Consider the following 16,590-nt stretch of genomic DNA (forward strand, 5'->3'; position numbering starts at 1 on the left):
TCCTCACCGAGGCGGCCCTCCCGAATTGATCGGTCCGACGGGGTCACGTGACGGCTACCGGATCGAGAAGGAGAGCAATTCGACGCGCAGGTCCACCCGGGCACGCCGTCATCCGGTATCGCGCGGAGCCGGCGGCTGCTGGCCGTTGTCGGCACGCTCGCGGTCTTCGGCGGAATCGGCAACAAGTGCGGTCAGCACGGCGGGAACAACGGCGGCGGCCAGAACGGAGGCGGCGAGAACGGTGGCGGTAGCGGGCTGGAGGTCCTCGCGAAGGGCTGCGGCAACAGCCGGTTTCAGCCGCACGCCGGCTTTCCAGGTCGGGAACCGCTGCGTCAACACCTCGTTCGGCGAGGTGGGCGCGGCGGCCAACAACCCGTCGCTGCTGATCACTCAGTTCCCGAAGCGGGCCCAGCGTAGCCAGGCGCTCCAGCTGCCGGGTGCCCCCGCAACCTGGTGCGGGACCGGTTCCTCGCCGCCGGTCAGGCGGCGCGCAGCCCGGACCGTGATGATCATCCGGATCCCCGGCCTGCCGCAGCCCGGTGCCGCCCAGTGCGCGGTCTGGGCCGGTGGCGGCCCGCACCGCATCGCGATGACGGAGCGGGCCAACCAGACCCCCGCCTTCGACGTGTGCGGATCCAGGTCAACTGAGTCGCGCGGCGGTGCCGCGACCGTCGGAAGATCCGGGGTCGCCCGGGGGCGATCGGCCCCCGGGCGACCCGTCACGCGGTTCGGGCACCGGCGGCGCCGGGGCCTGCGGGCCTGGGCCGGTGGGCGTGGGACGCGGGTCGGCATGGGCGGCTGTCACCTCGGCGGACCGGCGCTTCGGTACGGCGGGAAGCGCGGACGCCCGGCGCTCGGGTGGGCCGTACCTCGGGCGGCTCGGCCGTCGGGTGGAGCGGACGCCGGTGCGGGCCGGCCGGGCCCCGTCCGCGCGCCGTTTACCGAGGTGCCGACCGGCGTCCCCGGAGTGCCTGGTGTGCCCGGCCCGGCCGCTGCTCCGCCGCGTGCGCCGACCGGCCGGGAACGGCCAAGTAGCTGACCGGCCGGGTCGCGGGGCGGCCCGCTCCGGCACCGGCCGGCGCTGTGGGAAATGCGACCGGAAAGGGGCCAGCGGGTGCCGGCCTCCACGGCGCGACCGGGATCCTCGGATCACGGCCCCGCCGCCGGATCAGCGGTTCTTGTAGGCCTCGACGACCGACACCGGGATGCGCCCGCGGTCGGAAATCTCGTGGCCGTTGTTGGCGGCCCATTCCCGGATGGCCCGGTTCTGCTCGCGGTCCATTCCGGAGACCGGGGCCCTTCCGGGGCGGCGGGCGGTCCGGCCGGTCTCGACCGGTCCCCGACCGATGCGCCGGCCGGCGTTGATGTAGGGGTCGAGTGCTTTGCGTAGGGTGCCGGCGTTCTCGTCGGAGACATCGATGGTGTACGCCACGCCGTCCAGGCTGAACTCGACGGTCCGATCCGCCTTCCCGCCGTCGAGGTCATCAGTCAGAACGGTGATTACTTTCCGAGCCATCGCCAATTACTCCTTGTGTGGGGCGGGGTGTGCTAAGAGTTTGACGTATCAACTGGCAATTCCGCAAGAATATGCCCGGTTCTGCATTCGGCGAGTCGAGTTACGCGGGATGGAATCCCGCTCGACCGGTGGAATTTGCTGGTGCCGCTCAAGCGGTTGAGCAGGCCCGAGGCCCTGCGGGACGGGCCGTCCGATTCGGTCCGACACCCGTGGCCGGCGCGGCGATGTTGTCGTCATCCGCCACGCCTTCCCTTCGGTAGCAGGCGGTTTCCCGGAGATCTCGACGGCCCCGGCCCCGGCCGCGATCGGGTGCGGGGATTGCCGTCGCTCCTCGTCGGACGCCCCGGGTCGGCGAGGGAGACCCGCTCCCGGGCCCTGCGCCGGGGTCACCCGAGCGGCCGCGTGAGTGGCCTGAATCACGCTTCGGAACAAGGGGAACGCTTTGTTACTTGAGTGAATCAGGCTCAACTTCAACGCGATAGCAGGTGTTCGATGGCAACTCTTCCGGTACTTCCGCTGACCGACGACGTCCTGCTGCCCGGCATGGTCATCCCGGTGACCCTCGACCCGACCACCCAGGCCGCCGTCGACGCGGCCCGCGCCACCGGCGACAAGCAACTCCTCGCCGTGCCCCGTATCGACGGCGAGTACGGCCCCATCGGCACGGTCGCCACCATCGAGAAGGTGGGTCGACTGCCCAGCGGCGAGCCGGCCGCCGTGGTCCGAGGGCTGTCCCGGGCCCGGATCGGCTCCGGCGTACCCGGACCCGGCGCCGCCCTCTGGGTCGAGGCCACCGAACTGCCCGAACCCGTCCCCACCGGCCGGGCCCGGGAACTCGCCCGCGAGTACCGCGCCCTGATGACGTCCGTGCTCCAGCAGCGCGGTGCGTGGCAGGTCATCGATGCCATGGAGCGGATGACCGACCTTTCCGAGTTGGCCGACGCGGCCGGCTACGCGCCCTGGCTCACGCTGGCGCAGAAGACCGAACTGCTCACCGCGCCGGACGTCACCGCCCGGCTGGAGCTGCTCGTCGGCTGGGTGAAGGAGCACCTGGCCGAGCAGGAGGTCACCGAGCAGATCAACAGCGACGTCCGCGAGGGGCTGGAGAAGTCCCAGCGAGAGTTCCTGCTCCGCCAGCAACTCGCCGCCATCCGCAAGGAGCTCGGCGAGGACGAGCCCGACGGTTCCGCCGACTACCGGGCCCGGGTCGAGTCCGCCGAGCTTCCCGAGAAGGTCCGCGAGGCGGCGCTGCGCGAGGTCGGCAAGCTGGAGCGGGCCAGCGACGCCTCCCCGGAGGCGGGTTGGATCCGCACCTGGCTGGACACGGTGCTGGAGATGCCGTGGACCACGCGTACCGAGGACAACACCGACCTGGCCGCGGCCCGCGCCGTGCTCGACGCCGACCACGCCGGCCTGGCCGACGTGAAGGACCGCGTCCTGGAGTACCTCGCGGTGCGCAACCGTCGGGCCGAGCGCAACCTCGGGGTGGTCGGCGGGCGTGGCTCCGGCGCGGTGCTCGCCCTCGCCGGCCCTCCCGGCGTCGGTAAGACCAGCCTCGGGGAGTCCGTCGCCCGGGCGCTCGGCCGGAACTTCGTCCGAGTCTCCCTCGGCGGCGTCCGCGACGAGGCGGAGATCCGGGGCCACCGCCGCACGTACGTCGGCGCGCTGCCCGGCCGGATCGTCCGCGCGCTGCGTGAGGCCGGCTCCATGAACCCGGTCGTGCTCCTCGACGAGGTCGACAAGCTTGCGGTCGGCTACGCCGGCGACCCGGCCGCCGCCCTGCTGGAGGTGCTCGACCCGGCGCAGAACCACACCTTCCGCGATCACTACCTGGAGGTCGACCTCGACCTGTCCGACGTGCTGTTCCTGGCCACCGCCAACGTGGTGGAGACCATCCCCGGCCCGCTGCTGGACCGGATGGAGCTGGTCACCCTCGACGGCTACACCGAGGACGAGAAGATCGCCATCGCCCGCGACCACCTGCTGCCCCGGCAGCGGGAGCGGGCCGGCCTGACCGCCGAGGAGGTCACCGTCGCCGACGACGCGCTCGCCCGGATCGCGGGGGAGCACACCAGGGAGGCCGGCGTCCGGCAGTTGGAGCGGGCGCTGGCGAAGATCCTGCGCAAGGTCGCGGTCGCCCTGGCGACCGACCCGACGCCCGTCCGGGTGGACACCGACAACCTGGCCCGCTACCTGGGTCGGCCCAGGTTCACCCCCGAGTCGGCGGAGCGGACGGCGGTGCCCGGCGTGTCCACCGGCCTCGCGGTCACCGGCGCGGGCGGGGACGTGCTCTTCATCGAGGCCACCAGCATGGAGGGCGAGCCGGGGCTGACCCTCACCGGTCAGCTCGGCGACGTGATGAAGGAGTCCGCGCACATCGCGCTGTCGTACCTGCGCTCCAATGGGCGTCGGCTCGGCATCGACCCGAACGTCCTCGCCGGGCGGCGGATCCACCTGCACGTTCCGGCGGGCGCGGTGCCCAAGGACGGGCCGAGCGCCGGCATCACGATGGTGACGGCGCTGGCCTCGCTGGTGACCGGCCGGCCGGTGCGGCCCGAGTTCGGGATGACCGGCGAGGTGACGCTCTCCGGCCGGGTACTGCCCATCGGCGGGGTGAAGCAGAAGCTGCTCGCCGCGCACCGGGCCGGCCTGACCGAGGTGATCATCCCGGTCCGCAACGAGCCGGACCTGGACGACCTGCCCACCGAGGTACGGGAGGCGCTGACCGTGCATATCCTCGCCGACGTCGCCGACGTGCTCGCCCTGGCCCTGCGTCCGGCCGACGCCGACACCCTCGCCGGCCCCACCCTGACGGCCGCCTGAGGGGCGAACAGAGGCCCCTGTCATCGCTTCACGCATGGCAGGGGCCTCTGTCCACGCGCGCCCGGCAAGGCCCCCGCCGTCACGACCCGTCGGCCGCGCTCCCGCGTCGCCGGGCATTCGCCGGGCAGTCGCCGGTCGGGCTGAGCCGGGCCAGCAGTGCGGCGGTGATCTCGCCGAGCTGCGCCATCTGCGTCGGGGTGAGCGCGTCGAAGACCAGCGAGCGGACCAGGGCCACGTGCCCGGGCGCGCTCGCCGCCAGGTGCGCGTACCCGGCGTCCGTCAGCACCGCGACGGAGCCCCGGCCGTCGTCGTCGGCCCGTTCGCGGCGTACCCAGCCCCGGCGCTCCAGCCGGCCGACGAGGTGGGACAGCCGGGACTGTGAGCCGTTGACCAGGGCGGCCAGCTCGCTCATCCGGCGGGACCGGCCAGGGGTCTCCGACAGCAGCGCCAGCACCCCGTAGCCGAAGTGGGTCAGGTCCGCGTCGCGCTGCAACTGCCCGTCGAGTTCGGCCGGCAGCAGGGTGAGCACGGCGAGCATCCGTTGCCAGACCTCCTGCTCGCCGTCGGTCAGCCAGCGGGTGGGTTCCATCGCCCCAGCGTACCGATACTTGACGCTTCAAGTATCCGGCCGTACGGTGATGCTTGAAACGTCAAGTAAATTACCCGCCCGGATGGGCGGCAGCCCTTCGGAGGCACCCTCATGAACGTCGTCCTGTGGATCCTGCAGGTTCTGCTCGCGCTGGTCCTCCTCGGAGCCGGGCTGACCAAGGTGGCCCAGCCCAAGGAGAAGCTGCGCGAGAGGATGGGCTGGGTGGACGGGGTGCCCCAGTCCGCAGTGAAGGCGCTCGGCGCGCTCGAGGTGCTCGCCGCCGTCGGCCTGATCCTGCCGGCCCTCACCGGCATCGCCACCGTGCTGACCCCGCTGGCCGCCGTCGGCGCGGCGATCGTGATGGCCGGCGCCGTCGTCGTGCACGCCCGGGCCAAGGAGTACCCGGGCACCGCGTTCACCGCCGTGCTGCTGGTCGCGGCGCTCGTCGTCGCCTGGGGCCGGTTCGGCCCGTACGCGTTCTGACCCGACCCGCGCCGCGGATCGATTCGGCGTCGGTGACCCAGCGGTGTGCCCCGGAACGCGGGGCCGCGATGGTCACCGACGCCGAATCGATCAAGAGGTCAGGGGCGGTCGCGGTCCCGGCGTACGGTCGTCTTGCGGCCCTTGATGGTGCTGCCGCGCAGCGCGGCGATCACCTCGTCGACCGCCCCGTTGGGGACCTCCACCAGCGAGAACCGGTCGGCGATCTCGATCGAGCCGATGTCCCGGCCGCTCACCCGGGTCTCTCCGGTGATCGCCCCCACCAGGTCCTGCGGGCGCACCCCGGCGCGTCGTCCCAGCCCGATGAACACCTGCGTGGCGCTCCCCGAGCGGGGCCGGGTCGGACGACGGTCGCCGCTCCGACCCTCGTACCCCGGGCGGGTCTCCCGCTGCGGGCGGACCGCGACCTGGGGGATCTCCTCCTCGTCGTCCGAGCCTGGCGAGGCGGCCTCGTGGGCCAGCTTCACCGCCGCGAGCGCGACCTCCATCAGGTCGAACTCGTCCGACAGCGACTCCACGATCACCCGGAACGGATCCAGGTCGTCCTCCAGCAGCGACTCCCGCAGCGCCGCCTGGGTCAGCTCCAGCCGTCGGGTGCGCAGGTCGGCCGCCGTGGGGATCTTGTCGATCGCGATCCGCTGCCCGGTCACCCGCTCGATGGTCTTGAGCATCCGGTGCTCGCGCGGCTCGGCGAGGGTGATCGCCACGCCCTCGCGGCCGGCCCGGCCCACCCGGCCGATCCGGTGCACGTACGACTCCGGGGCCGACGGCACGTCGTAGTTGACCACGTGGGTGAGCTGCTCGACGTCCAGGCCCCGGGCCGCCACATCGGTGGCCACCAGCAGGTCGGCGGTGCCGGCGCGCAGCCGTCCCATCACCCGGTCCCGCTGCTCCTGGCTCATCCCGCCGTGCAGCGCCTCGGCCCGGTAGCCCCGGCCGTTCATCGTCTCGGTGAGCCGGTCCACCTCCTCGCGGCTGCGGCAGAACACGATCGCCGCGGTCGGCGACTCCACGTCCAGCACCCGGCCCAGCGCCGCCGGCTTGTGTGCCCGCGCCACGATGTACGCGCTCTGCCGGACCAGGGGGGCCTCGCCGGCCACCTGCTGCTCCCGGCCGATCTGGATGCGCACCGGGTCGGTCAGGTGCTGGCGGGCCATCCCGTCGATGCGCGACGGCATGGTCGCCGAGAACAGCACCGTCTGCCGCTGCGCCGGGGCGTGCTCCAGGATCGCCTCGATGTCCTCGGCGAAGCCCATGTCGAGCATCTCGTCGGCCTCGTCGAGCACCACCGTGGCCAGCTCGCCCAGCCGCAGGGTGCCCCGGGCGATGTGGTCCAGCGCCCGCCCCGGGGTGGCCACCACCACGTCCACGCCCAGGTCCAGGGCGCGTAGCTGCCGGCCGATCGGCTGCCCGCCGTAGATCGGCAGCACCCGGGTACCGAGGTCCTTGCCGTACCGGTGGAACGCCTCGGAGACCTGCACCGCCAGCTCCCGGGTGGGCACCAGCACCAGCGCCACCGGGTCGCCACCGGGGCGCCGGTCCGGCAGGCGCTGCAACAGTGGCAGCGCGAACGCGGCGGTCTTGCCCGTGCCGGTGGCCGCCTGGCCCAGCAGGTCACGACCGGCCAGCAGGGGAGGGATGGCCTCTCGCTGGATCGGGGTCGGCTCCTCGTAGCCGAGGGCGGAGAGGGCGCCGAGCAGTTCGGCGCGCAACCCGAGATCCGTGAAGGCGGTCGCCTCGTCGGTGCTGGGCGCGGCGGTCGGGTCGGTCGGTGTTGGTGCGGAGCTCATGGGACAAGCCTTTCATCACCCCCGCCGGCCCGCTCGGGCGACCGGCACAACAGTAGGCTGGGGCACCCGCGGGCCCCGACTGGCCTGGCCGGGTGCGTCCCGTCGAGCTGCTCTGCTCCCCGCCGCCGGAGCCTGCCGGCTCCGCCGGCCCAACCCTCGGCACCGTCCCGGCCCGGGCGTCTCCGTCCACGTGACGGAGCATCCGGTCGCCGGTGTGTCGGCGGCCACGGCCACGGCTGCGGCGACCGCGACGCAGGGCTTCCGGGTCGGCGGAGGGGGCTGCGGGATCGGCTGGCTTCGGCGAAACTGGGACAAGGGCCTCTTCCGATCGGAATCGAGGCCCGGGCGGACGGCCGGGGTGCCGCACCCACCCCGGCCGTCCAGCTTCACCCCGTCGGCGGTGGAAGCGCGGTAGTCGAACTCGGCGGTCACCGGGCGGCCATGGACTGGCCGAGCTGGGCCGGCTCAGGGTGGCCCGGGTGAGCACCGGCTCGCTTCCGTACCGGGCCACGCTGGGTGCCGCGCTCGCCGCGGTGGCGGCCGACGCCGCCGTGCCCGGACCGGCCGTGCCCACGTACGCCGAGGTGCAGGCGCTGGCGGAGCGGTAGCCGGGCTGGCTGGGCCGAGTGCCGACCTTCGGGGGAAATAGGAGAACTGTTCGGGCTTTTACCACTCAGGGCGCTTACGGTGGGTTTCATGTCAGCCGCACCGTGTCGTACCGGGAGAGAGGACCCGACCATGCGAGTGCCCAGCCGAAGCCCCGGCCAGCAGCCCGGCACGTCCGTCGCGTCCGCCACGGCGGTGCGGCGGGTGCCCCGGGGAGTCGTCCCCCGACCGGTCCCGCCGGCCGCCCCCGACCTCGACGCCTACCGGGCGGCCGTGGCGGACCTGCTGGTGGAGGTCGGCGCGCTCGCCGCCCCGGAGTCGGCGGGGGCCCGCCAGGTGCTGCTCGACGAGCGGCTGCGCGAGCCGGCGATCGCCGCGGTGCTCGACGCCACCCCGCAGGGCCTCATCGGCGCTCGGGAGACGCTGCTGCTGGAGATGGCCCGCTACCGGCCCAACCCGCGCAGCTCCGCCGCCGACCTGACCGCCCTGGTCCGGATCTACCTGCTCTCCCGCATCGACGTGCTGTGGTGGCGCGGCGCACCCACCTTCATGACCGACGCGGAGGTGAACGCCAGCGCCGACCTGGTGGACCTGGAGTGGCTGCGCCGCCGCGACCTGCTCCGCTTCCGGTACCAGCAGCAGCCGGCCACCCTCGTCGGCCGGGGCGTGTGGGCGGTGCGCCGCCGGTTGCTGCCGGAGGCCCGGCCGCACACCGCCGGGCTGAAGTTCCGCCGCGCCCGGCGCGAGGTGGTCGGCCTGCTCAACGACATCGGCCGCGAGTTCGACCGGATCACCCTGCCCGGCACCCCGCCGCTGTGGGTGACCAGCCTGGTCCGCAGCGCCGAGCACCAGCACCAGCTACGCCGCCTCGGCTATGCCGCGATGGTGCCCAGCGGGCACTGTCTCGGCTACGCCGTCGACGTGGAGCTGGACTGGTTCGAGCGGTTCGGCGCTCGGGACGCCCTGGCCGGCCTGCTGCTCGCCCGGCAGCGGGCCGGGGAGGTCAACGTGGTCGACGAGGGACAGGCCTGGCACCTGTGTCTCGCGCCCGCCGCCGGGCTGCGGTTCCGTCGGTCGTACGAGGCCGAGATGGGGGTCTGAGCCGTGTGCGGCATCGCGTTGAGCATCGGCCCGGAGGCCGACCCGGCCACCTTCCGCCGGATGCTGGCCGTCCTCGCCCCGCGCGGCGAGGTGACCGAGACCCGCCGGGAGGCCGGGTTGCTCGCCGGCACCCGCCGGCTGCGGATCGTCGACCGGGACCGGGCCGTGCAGCCCTGGGTATCCGCCGACGGGCGGTTCCTGCTCTGCCACAACGGCGAGATCTTCAACCACCACGAGCTGCGCGCGGAGCTGACGCGACTCGGCCACCCGTTCCGCAGCGAGAGCGACACCGAGGTGCTGCTCGCCGCGTTCCTGGCCTGGGGCGAGGACGCGGTGCGGCGGCTGCGCGGCGAGTACGCGTTCGTCGTCGTCGAGCGGACCACCGGGCGGGCCTACCTGGCCCGTGACCCGATCGGGGTCAAGCCGCTGTACTGGTCCCGGGTGCCGGGCTGCCTGCACCTCGCCAGCGAGGTCAAGGCGCTGGTCGGGCACGGCGCGCCGGTGTGCGAGGTCCCACCGGGGCACCACGGCTGGGCCGAGCCGGGCGGCGACGTCCGACTGCGCCCGTACGTCGACCTGCTGACCCTGGGCGAAGGGCTGCCGATGGTGGACGACCCGGACGAGGCCGCCCTGCTCGTCCGTGCCGCCCTCACCGACAGCATCCGGATGCGGGTGGACACCGACCTTCCCCTCGGCGTGGTGCTCTCCGGCGGGCTGGACAGCTCCCTGGCCCTGGTGCACGCCCACCAGATGCACCCGGACTGTGTGGCGGTCACCGTCGGCGTGCCGGAGAGCCCGGACGTGGCGTACGCCCGGCGGCTCGCCGCCGACCTGGGGGTGCCGCACGAGGTGGTCGAGCTGCGCCCCCGCGACGTCCGGCTCGCCGACGTGCGGGAGGCGATCCGGATCTCGGAGCTGACCGAGTACGGGGACATCATCAACGCCGTGGTCTCGGTGCCGATCTTCCGTCGGCTCCGCGAGCTGGGCGTGCGGGTGGTGCTCACCGGGGACGGCTCCGACGAGCTGTTCGGCGGCTACCCGATGTACCACCAGGTCGGCCCCGAGCGGGCCCGCCGGCTCTTCCTGCACCGGATCCGCAACCTGTGTCGTACGGAGTTGCAGCGGGTGGACCGGGCCAGCATGGGCCACGGGGTCGAGGCGCGGGTGCCGTTCCTCGACCTCAGCGTGGTGGAGCTGGCGATGCGGCTGCCGCTGGAGCTGAAGCTGCGCGAGGGGCGGGAGAAGTGGATCGTGCGGCGGGCCTTCGCCGACGTGCTGCCCGACTACGTGCTGCGCCGGCCGAAGAACCCGATGTCGTACTCGTCGGGGCTGCACGAGCGGGCCCGGCTCTACAAGCCGCTGTTCGCCCGGCTGCACCGCTCGTTCGGCTACCACCTGCTCGAACCCGTCCGGCGGGACTTCGACAGCGTGCTCAGCCGCTGCGGCAACGACCTGGACCGGGCCATCGCCGACGGGCTGGCCAGGCCGGACTACACGGTGCTGGAGCACGCCCGGGACCTGGTCGGGGCGGCGAGGTGGAACGCCGCGCCGGTGGTCCGCCGGCTGGTCGGCCCGCGCGCCACGCGGCGTACGCCGGTCGGCTGACCGCTGCTGGTCGCCCGCCGGGCCCGCCCCGTCCGGTTGACTCTGACACCGTGTCAGGGCCGAACGTGTGAGGGGCCGGAGCCGTGGTGGGCGAGAAGACACCGGCGCGGCTTCTGCGCGGCACCACCACCCCATGATCGACGTGGCGGTGGCGGTGGCGGGGCGGCCGGTCCGGCCGCCCCGCCCCGGGTCACCGCAGGTAGGGGCCGGTCTCGCCGATCTTTCCCGGTGCCGGGTTGCCCGGCAGGTCCAGCACGTACACCCGCAGGTTGCCCTTGCCGGTGACGGTCGCCGTCAGCGTCCCGTTGGTCACCGTTCTTACGTCGCCGGTGACCGCGTCGACGTACCGGCCGTTGGGCACCCCGGTGAACGCCGCGCTGCCGGAGACCGTCACCAGCGCGAAGCTGTCCACCGCGCCGGAGGTGAACCGGCGCTTGTACGCCATCGAACCGCTGATCCCCTCGGTCGAGTACTGCCCCTTCTGCAGGGCCGGCACCGCCCGGCGGATCTGGTTGAGCCGCTGCACGTGCTTGACCAGCGGCTGGCTGAGCGTGGTGGCCACCGGCCCGGTGGCGGAGCTGACCTTGCCGAAGTCCGCCGCGGTGACCGTGCCCTGGAGGTGGTCGCCGTAGTAGGCCCGGCCGGTGGTCGCGAGGGGACAGGTCGGCCCGCAGTCGATCTTCGCGCCCTTCTGGAACTCGATCTCCGAGCCGTAGTAGAGCGTCGGGATCCCCCGGAACGTCCACATCAGACTCATGTTCTCCGCCCAGGCGTCGGTGCCCCCGGTGTACCGGGTGTTCGACTTGTTCGGCCCGTAGTCATGGCTGTCGACGTAGACGACGTTGTAGGTGGCGTCGTTGTAGCTGTCGTCGGAGTCCCTGCCGTTGCCGTATGCGTTGTTGGCGTCGCCGAAGTTCATGTGCATCCGCATGTCGATGACGTTCATGCCGGAGAACTTCGAGTGGTCCGGGGCGTGGTAGGTGTTGCCGCGCAGGAACGCGTTGTCGGTGGTGGGCTGGCCGCCCGGGCCGGCGAGCTGCTCGTAGTCGAACTGCTCGATCGCTGCCCTGACGTCGTCGGGGCTGTACTCCTTGCGCTCCTTCCAGGTGAAGAACTGCGCCGAGTGGTTGACCGAGCCCCGGTTCCACTTGTCGTTGACGAACGCGGCGACCTCGCCGAAGACGTAGAAGTCCTTGCCCTTCTCGCCGTGCTTGGCCAGGGCGTGCTGCTGGATGGCGGGCAGGAAGCGGCGGTTCCAGGTGACCCGGGGGATGTGTACGGCCGTGTCGATCCGGAAGCCGTCCACCCCCATGTCGATGTACCGGTTGTAGGCGTCGATCAGGTACTGCTGCACGGTGGCGTTCTCGGTGTTGAAGTCGGCCAGGTCCTCGTGCAGCCAGCAGCTCCGGGCGTCCTCGCCTTCCCAGTTGCCGATCCAGCACTGGTGGTAGAGGTCGGCCGGGAACAGCTTGTTGGTCGGGGCCGGCCACTGGCACCCGTAGAGCGTGAAGCCCTCCGGGCTGGTCCCGTTCGGGGTGCCCCAGCGCAGGCACTGGTTGCCGGCCGGTGGGGCCGTCGACCAGACGTCCCCGTTGTACGGGCGGCCCTTCGCAAGGGCGTTCTGCGCCGGGGTCAGCTCCGGGTCGGCGCCTGCGTGCTCCACCATCGGGTCGTACTCGCGGCCCGGCTCCTGCTTGCTGTACATCCACTTCCACTGCTCGTCGCGGACGCCGTACACCGTGGGGGTGAACAGGCCCTTGGCGCCCCACCGGGAGCTGTGGTTGTAGACCACGTCCTGGAAGATCTTGATGCCCTTGCCGTGCGCGGTGTTGATCAGGTCCTGGTAGCTCGCGCCGGGGCTCTCCAGGCGCGGGTCGACGCGGTAGAAGTCCCAGCCGTGGTAGCCGTGGAAGTCGTAGTCGGACCGGTTCAGCACCACCGGGGTGATCCACAGGGCGGAGAAGCCGAGCCCCTTGATGTAGTCCAGCTTGTCGACCAGGCCCTTGAAGTCGCCCCGGAACATCGGGTCGTTGTTGGCCGCGTTGCCGGACCTGACGTGCTGGCTGCCGCCCCGGTTGTTGGCGCTGTCCCCGTCGGCGAACCGGGCGGTCATCACGAAGTAGATGCTGTCCTCGCGGGGATCGCCGCCGAGCGGGCTGCCGGCCGTCGCCGGGGGCGGGGCGTCGCCGGTGGTCGCCGCCGCCGGGTCGCTGGCCGGCGAGGTGTTGCCGGCCGCGTCGTACGCCCGCACGGTGTACTCGTAGCGGGTGTTCGCGGTCAGCGCGCCGTCGAGGTAGCTGGTGGCGGCGGTGGTCATCGTGACCGTGCCCTGCGGCCCGCCGGTGCGGGTGAGCCGGTAGCCGGTGACCGCCCGGTCATCGGTGGCCGCAGCCCAGGACACCGCCACCCGGACCCCGTTCGCGGTGGCGCCCAGCCCGGTCGGGGTGGAGGGTGCGGTGGTGTCCGGCGTCTCCGGTGCGCACGGCGCGGTTGCCCCGGCGGTCACCACGCCGCCCTTGACCGTGGTCACCCCGGCCCCGATGGAGTAGTCCGCGCCGTTGTTGTTGTCCCAGTTCCCGGCGCCGTTGTTGAACGCCGCCTTCATCGTCGCGGCGCTGCCCAGGTCGATCGCCCGGCGGGCCCAGCCGGTGCAGACGGCCTCCATCGGCACGCCGGGCACGGCGGTCCAGGCGCCGCCGGCGGGCTGGTAGTGGATGTTCGCGGTGGTCCAGCCCCGGGTGGCGACGTGGTACCAGACGTCGGCCGTCCGGCCGGTCGACGGGGTGGGCGAGGGCGGGGTGGGCGACGGGGTGCCGGCGCAGGGGTCGCCCGTGCCGACCACGCCGCCGGAGACGGTCACCGCACCGGTGCCGAGGCGGTAGTTGCGGCCGTTGTTGTTGTCCCAGGTCCCCGCGTTGTTGTTGAAGACCGCCTGGATGCCGGCGGCGGACCCGGCGTCGACGGTCCGCTTGCGCCAGCCCGTGCAGGCCGGCTCCATCGGTACGCCCGGCACGGCCGTCCACGCGCCGCCGTCGGGGGCCCAGTGGAGGTTCACGGTGCCGGTCCACGCGGCCGGGGGCTGGTAGTAGACGGTCACGGTGTTCGCGGCGGCGGCGATGCTGAGCGGGGCCAGCCCGACGAGCAGACCGGCGGCCGTCGCGGCCCCGATCATCCGTCGTCGTCGCCCGGTTCTGCTGCCCATCAGGGCTCCTCGGGGGTGAGATGTCGGCGCCTGGGCCGAGGGGGGACGGGACCCTTGCGGGACAGCCGTCGGTTCGGGGGTGGCTGTCCGATCCGGACAGTGGCATGACGCATAGCGTCAAGAAAGGCCGAATCTTTCTGCAAGGTCTTGCAAGTATCGAGAAAGTTACCACCATCAACGTCCCGACACCAGATGTTCACAACAGGCGGGAAAACACCCTGCCGGCACTCCCTGCCACGCGAGCGCGACGACCGATTCCCGCCAGCGTCCCGGCCGCCGGGGGCGCAGGCTGGCACCATGACGACGACCCACGCCTTCCGGGTCCGGGCGCTGCCGCCCGAGGTCCCCGCCGCCGTCCGCGCCACCGGCCGGGACGCCTCCGGCCTGCCGGCGCACCGCTCGACCGCAGTCGGCGGTGAACCGCTGCGCTGCTGCCTGCGCGACGCCACCACGGGCGAGGAGATCATGCTGTTCGGCTACGCCCCGCCGATACCGTCGGGCCCGTACCGGGAGGTCGGCCCGGTCTTCGCCCACGCCGGCCCGTGCGCCGCCCCGGCGTCGGAGTACCCGCCGGCCTGGCGCGGGCGGGCACAGGTGCTACGCGCGTACGACCGGCGGGGGTGGATCCACGACGCCCGGGTGCACGACGGCGCCGACCCCGAGGCGGTGATCGCGGAACTGCTGGCCGACCCGGCGGTGGAACGGCTGCACAGCCGGAACGTGGCGTACGGGTGCTTCATGTTCACGGTGGACAGGCTCGACTGACCCGCCCCGGCTCCCCGGGCGGCGACCCCGGCGCGTCGGGTCAGCCGGTGAGCAGCAGCGCGCCGACGGCGGCGAGCGTGGCGGTCACCGCGAGGGCGATCCCGATCTCCACCCCGGCGAGGATCCCGGCGACGAAGAGCAGGCAGCCGGCGAGCGCGGTCCGGTAGAGCACCCGGTCCACCGGCGCGGACCGCTCGGGCGCGACGAACCGGGCCGACCCACGCCGACCCCGCCGCCAGTACCCGGCCCAGAGCAGCGCCATGGTGACCCCGATCGCGGCGAGCTGCGGCAGCGCCATCCGGGCCGCGTACGGCAGCGGGTCGAGGCCGACCCGGTCGGCGGCGAGTAGGTTGGTCAGGTTGGACACCGGCAGCAGCAGGCTCGCGGTGTTGGCCAGCCACACCGTGGTCATCGCCAGCGGCAGCGGCGGCATGCCCAGCCGGCGTGCGAGCGCCAGCATCACCGGGGTGAGCAGGACGGCCGTGGTGTCCAGGTTCAGCGCGATCGTGGTGACGGAGGCGAAGCCGACGCAGAGCACGAACAGCGCGGGGTAGCTGCCCCGGGCGGCGATCGCCAGCCGGGTGGCCAGCACGTCGAACACCCCGGCCACCGCCGTCAGCTCGGCCAGCACCACCACCGTGCCGAGGAACAGCAGCAGCGGCAGGACGCGTGCCAGGGTGGCCGCCGTCTCGGCGCGCGGCAGCAGCCCGGTCAGCGCGCAGGCCGCCCCGAGCAGGGCCAGCCCCAGCGCCACCCCGTCGAGTGGGTGCAACCCACGCAGCCGGGTTCGACCGGCCGATGCGGGTGGCTCGCCGACGTCAGGGATCACGGCGGCTGATCCTCGCACAGCGGCCGGGCCGCCCCGGCGGCTCGCTGTACCCCTGTGACCAGCCACTCGATGCCGCCAGGATCGGACGGACCTGACGGACGGCGGCGGCGTTCCCGCCGCCGATTCTTCGGGCCGCCAGCCGTGGTGGACAACGGTCGATGGCTGATTTAGCGTTCAGGAATTATGCGTAGGACCCTCCTCGGCGCCGGCCTGACCCTGCTGCTCGCCGTCACCGCTTGCTCCGGACCCGAGCCCACCGCCGCCGGGTCGACGCCCGGCGGCCCGTCGACCGGCACGCCTACCGCCTCGCGGCAGAGCGCGGCCGAGGCCGCGCAGACTTTGGCCAGCCTGCGCAAGGTCGACGACCTGCCGATGTGGGAGATGACCTTCGTCGGCGACTACGACCCCACCGTGGGCACCGACGCCGCGCCGCCCAGCCCGTTCGGCTGCTCGCTCTTCGCCGCGTGGGGCGACCGGAGCCGGCCGCTGTTCGCCCGCAACTTCGACTGGGAGGCCAACCCCGCCCTGGTGCTGCGCACCGACCCACCGGACGGGTACGCCACGGTCTCCCTGGTCGACATGTCCTACCTCGGCGTCGGCGCCGACCCCACGGGGGATCGCCGGCTGCTCGACGCGCCCCTGCTGCCCTTCGACGGGATGAACGAGCGCGGGCTCGCCGTCGGGCTGGCCGCCGACGACGCCGCCACGGCCCGACCCGAGGCGGGCAAGCCAACCGTCGGCTCGGTGCGCATCCTGCGGCTGGTGCTCGACCAGGCCGCCACCGTGGACGAGGCCGTCGCCGTGTTCGGCCGGCACAATCTCGACTTCGAGGGCGGGCCCCCGCTGCACTACCTGCTCGCCGACGCCACCGGAGCCTCGGCCGTGGTCGAGTTCGTCGACGGCTCGATGCGGGTCGAGAAGGGGCGGGGGAGCTGGCAGGCGCTGACCAACGTGCCCGTTGTCGGCGTACCCGAGGAGAAGCGGCGCACCGACCACCGCTACGGCGTGCTCGCCGCCGCGCTGGCCAAGGCCGGTGGGGTGGTTGACGACCGGGCGGCGCTGGAACTGCTCAACGACGTCCGGCAGGGCCACACCCGCTGGTCGATCACGTACGGCCTGCGCACCGGCGAGATCCACCTCCGCACCGCGTTGGCCACGGACCGCACGTACCGCCTCCCGATCACCCTCCCGTAGATCTTGGAAGATTTCGGCCCCTGGAGGGGCCGTTTCCCTCCAAGGTCTGTCCCGGCGTGCAGTGGCCGG

The 16,590-nt window shown here is 73.0% G+C and carries 13 protein-coding genes; 7 read left to right on the plus strand and 6 right to left on the minus strand.

What is annotated here, in order from left to right; all coding sequences use genetic code 11:
* Positions 1–108 precede the first annotated feature (108 nt).
* The gene (locus OG617_RS29500) at positions 109–390 is read right to left on the minus strand and encodes a hypothetical protein (RefSeq protein WP_405096183.1); all 282 of its coding nucleotides are present in this window, start codon (positions 388–390) and stop codon (positions 109–111) included.
* Between the two features lie 778 nt (positions 391–1,168).
* Positions 1,169–1,516 (minus strand): Lsr2 family protein, encoded by a 348-nt coding sequence (locus OG617_RS29505; protein WP_161683941.1) that lies wholly within the window; start codon positions 1,514–1,516, stop codon positions 1,169–1,171.
* A 492-nt stretch (positions 1,517–2,008) separates the two neighbouring features.
* On the opposite strand from OG617_RS29505, the gene lon reads away from it, so the two are divergent.
* Complete coding sequence (lon, locus tag OG617_RS29510; RefSeq protein WP_405096184.1) at positions 2,009–4,339, plus strand: endopeptidase La; 2,331 nt, start codon at positions 2,009–2,011, stop codon at positions 4,337–4,339.
* 79 nt (positions 4,340–4,418) lie between these two features.
* Here lon and OG617_RS29515 read toward each other — a convergent pair whose 3' ends face one another.
* Positions 4,419–4,928, minus strand: a complete 510-nt coding sequence (locus OG617_RS29515; RefSeq protein WP_405096185.1) for a MarR family winged helix-turn-helix transcriptional regulator — start codon at positions 4,926–4,928, stop codon at positions 4,419–4,421.
* A gap of 111 nt (positions 4,929–5,039) precedes the next feature.
* Between OG617_RS29515 and OG617_RS29520 the strand changes: the two genes are divergently transcribed.
* Entirely contained in the window at positions 5,040–5,411 is a 372-nt protein-coding gene (locus tag OG617_RS29520; protein ID WP_405096186.1) for a DoxX family protein, read from the plus strand.
* Positions 5,412–5,509: 98 nt separating this feature from the next.
* Here the strand turns inward: OG617_RS29520 and OG617_RS29525 are convergent, their stop codons facing one another.
* Positions 5,510–7,219, minus strand: coding sequence for a DEAD/DEAH box helicase (locus tag OG617_RS29525; RefSeq protein ID WP_405096187.1), 1,710 nt, complete (start codon positions 7,217–7,219; stop codon positions 5,510–5,512).
* A 479-nt stretch (positions 7,220–7,698) separates the two neighbouring features.
* On the opposite strand from OG617_RS29525, the gene OG617_RS29530 reads away from it, so the two are divergent.
* From OG617_RS29530 to OG617_RS29540, 3 genes are all read left to right on the plus strand, one after another.
* Positions 7,699–7,827, plus strand: coding sequence for a hypothetical protein (locus OG617_RS29530; RefSeq protein WP_405096188.1), 129 nt, complete (start codon positions 7,699–7,701; stop codon positions 7,825–7,827).
* 130 nt (positions 7,828–7,957) lie between these two features.
* Entirely contained in the window at positions 7,958–8,926 is a 969-nt protein-coding gene (locus tag OG617_RS29535) for a DUF5715 family protein (protein WP_405096189.1), read from the plus strand.
* Between the two features lie 3 nt (positions 8,927–8,929).
* Positions 8,930–10,531, plus strand: a complete 1,602-nt coding sequence (locus tag OG617_RS29540; protein WP_405096190.1) for an asparagine synthetase B family protein — start codon at positions 8,930–8,932, stop codon at positions 10,529–10,531.
* 190 nt (positions 10,532–10,721) lie between these two features.
* Here the strand turns inward: OG617_RS29540 and OG617_RS29545 are convergent, their stop codons facing one another.
* A complete protein-coding gene (locus tag OG617_RS29545) occupies positions 10,722–13,733 on the minus strand; it encodes a carbohydrate binding domain-containing protein (protein WP_405096191.1) in 3,012 nt (1,003 codons plus the stop codon).
* Positions 13,734–14,030: 297 nt separating this feature from the next.
* Between OG617_RS29545 and OG617_RS29550 the strand changes: the two genes are divergently transcribed.
* Positions 14,031–14,498: a DUF1203 domain-containing protein gene (locus tag OG617_RS29550; RefSeq protein WP_405096192.1), complete on the plus strand. Its 468-nt coding sequence runs from the start codon at positions 14,031–14,033 to the stop codon at positions 14,496–14,498.
* Between the two features lie 40 nt (positions 14,499–14,538).
* Here OG617_RS29550 and OG617_RS29555 read toward each other — a convergent pair whose 3' ends face one another.
* Positions 14,539–15,327 carry an SLC13 family permease gene (locus OG617_RS29555; RefSeq protein WP_405096193.1) on the minus strand — a complete coding sequence of 263 codons (789 nt, stop codon included), beginning with the start codon at positions 15,325–15,327 and terminating at the stop codon, positions 14,539–14,541.
* Positions 15,328–15,510: 183 nt separating this feature from the next.
* Here OG617_RS29555 and OG617_RS29560 point away from each other — a divergent pair, with 183 nt between their 5' ends.
* The gene (locus OG617_RS29560; protein ID WP_405096194.1) at positions 15,511–16,521 is read left to right on the plus strand and encodes a linear amide C-N hydrolase; all 1,011 of its coding nucleotides are present in this window, start codon (positions 15,511–15,513) and stop codon (positions 16,519–16,521) included.
* Positions 16,522–16,590 lie beyond the last annotated feature (69 nt).

The organism is Micromonospora sp. NBC_01412 (assembly GCF_045040215.1).
GTDB lineage: Bacteria > Actinomycetota > Actinomycetes > Mycobacteriales > Micromonosporaceae > Micromonospora > Micromonospora rubida.